This window comes from Streptomyces sp. NPDC001027 (assembly GCF_040299045.1).
In the GTDB taxonomy this organism is placed as follows: domain Bacteria; phylum Actinomycetota; class Actinomycetes; order Streptomycetales; family Streptomycetaceae; genus Streptomyces.
In genome coordinates this window covers 1-2,249 of record NZ_JBEPBI010000515.1, presented here as the reverse complement: position 1 = coordinate 2,249, position 2,249 = coordinate 1, and the positions used below count along the sequence as shown (strand labels likewise).

The 2,249-nt window shown below is 73.9% G+C and carries 2 protein-coding genes and 1 pseudogene; all 3 read right to left on the bottom strand.

Translation table 11 applies throughout. From position 1 onward, the window contains the following. Nucleotides 1–460, bottom strand: a 460-nt coding sequence (locus tag ABT300_RS43405) for a response regulator transcription factor (protein WP_351688522.1), incomplete at its 3' end; no start/stop codon positions are given. Nucleotides 461–763: 303 nt separating this feature from the next. Then, on the bottom strand, nt 764–1,357 hold the full coding sequence (locus ABT300_RS43400; RefSeq protein ID WP_351688519.1) for a TetR/AcrR family transcriptional regulator: 594 nt from the start codon (nt 1,355–1,357) through the stop codon (nt 764–766). 133 nt (nt 1,358–1,490) lie between these two features. Beyond that, nucleotides 1,491–2,249, bottom strand: a pseudogene (locus ABT300_RS43395) (hypothetical protein); the annotation flags it as partial.

Here is a 2,249-nt window from a genome sequence, read left to right as displayed (position 1 = left end):
CGCCGTACGCCGCGGACGACCGCCGGGCCGCCGGCAGGGCGAACACCCGGCCGCCGGACGTGGTCGCGGACGGATCGGGGCTCGCCGGGGCCGCGGCGAGGGCGCCGCCGAGGCGCCGGCGCTGCACCGCGCGCATGCGCGCGATCAACTCCCGCACGAGGAACGGCTTGACGAGGTAGTCGTCGGCGCCGAGTTCGAGGCCGACGACCTTGTCGGTCTCGCTGTCCCGCGCGCTGATCATGATGAGCGCGACGTCGCTGTGGGTCCGCAGCCGTCGGCAGACGTCGAGGCCGTCGATGTCCGGCAGGCCGAGGTCCAGCAGGACCATGTCCGAGGCCGGCGCCGTGCGCAGCCCGTCGCTCCCGTCGGTCGCCCAGTCCACGGTGTACCCGTAGCGGGTCAGGCCGCGCCGCAGGGGCTCGGCGATGGTCGGGTCGTCCTCGATGAGAAGTACGCGCATGTCCGTTCCTGATGAGTCGTCGGTCGATCGGTGCGGCCGCCCGTCGGCGAGCGAGGGCGTGGGGGGTGGCCCGACGACGTGAGCGTGCGCGTCAGGTGCGGGAGATGCCGGGGAGAGGGGCGGACGCCGGGACCGGGGAAAGGCGTCGTCGCCGTGCGTCGTGCGTGCGCATCCGTGCTGTGAGGCCGCGGGCGCCGATGGGGTGGGGGCGCGGAGGGCGGGGCGTCGAGGGCCGAGGCACCGCGCACCGGGGTGGGGGAGTGCGGTCGGTGCGGGGGCGGACCGGGCCCGGCGCGGGATAACTCAGATGTGCAACGCGGGGAAGACCAGTGCCTCCAGGTTCCGCCTGAACTCGGTCTCGGTCATCGCCTCGTCGCTCAACAGCGGGCGGGCGATGACGAGGCTGCACAGCAGCTGCGGGACCATGTCCAGCGCCGGGCAGTCCGGAGCGACTTCGCCCCGGTCGACGCCGCGTTGGAGGATGGCGTGGAGATCGTCGAGGGCCGGGTGGAGCATCACCTCTCTCAGGGTGCGGCGGAGTTCCGGGTGGTCGTAGATCGCGCGGCCGACGCCGAGCTGCAGCGCCACGTCGCCCGCGACCGCCCTGTGTCCGGTCAGGGCGGCCAGCGCGTCGAGGTCGCCGCGCAGCGAGCCGGTGTCGATCGTGTCGATCCTCATCGGCCGGTGGAACTGCAGGGCCGCGACGACCAGTTGCGGCTTGCCTCCCCACTGGCGGTAGAGCGTGGCCTTGCTGAACCGGGCGCGGGCGGCCACCGCGTCCATCGAGAGCGCGTCATAGCCGACCTCGCGCAACAGGCCGAGCACGGCGCCGTGGAGCTGGGCCGCGCGCAGCGGGGTGAAGCGGCTGCGGCGGGCGGCGGTCGGCTGCTCGGACACGGCGCGTTCCCCCCTCGAGCGAAACGAAGTCGTTCTCTCCGGACGGGGATCAGCGTAGTCACGACGCCGAGGAAACGACATCGTTCCCTTTGTGATGTGGGTCACGAAGAATGCCGGTCGTGCCGGTACGGCCTCACCAGCCCGTCAGCAGCAGATGGTTGATGAGGAGCGCGAGCACCGCCTGGGCGGCGAGCCACGGGCGGGGCCGGGGCAGGAGGGCGCACGCGGCGAGCAGCCACTGGGCGAACGGCAGCCAGATGCGCTCGGTCTCCGCCTTGCTCATCCCGGACAGGTCGGCGATCAGCAGCGCGGCCGACACGGCGGCGACCAGCAGGGCGAGACGGGAATCGGGGGAGGCGCCCCGCACGTCCACGAGCCGCGCCGGGGACCGGGGGAAGGCGCCTGCGGCGCGTCGAGCGGCGGCCACCGTGGCCGGACCCACGATGAGGACCGTGCAGGCGAGGTTGGCCCACACCCAGTAGCCGTAGGGCCGGACGCCGCCGGCCCCCTGGTGGTAGCGGTCGACCAGCAGCCGGTACGCCTCCCACCAGTCGAACCCCGCCAGGGTGAAGGCGAGCGGGACGACGAGGGCTCCGGCGAGGGCGTACGGCAGCGGACGCAGTCGATCCGGCCCGCCGAGCAGCAGGACGGCGGCCGCGATCACGACGAACAGAGTGAGGCCGTAGGAGAGGTAACAGGTCAGCCCGAAGAGCAGTCCCGCCGCGACACCGGCCGCGCGCGGCCGGTGTCCGGTGACCGCGAGGGCGAGGAACGCGATCGTCCAGGCGGCGACCGCCGCGAAGTAGCCGTCGGCGGAGGCGCCCGTCCACACCGCGGCCGGCGCCATCGCCAGGAACGGCGCCGCCCGGCGGGCGTGGCCCTCGCCCACGAG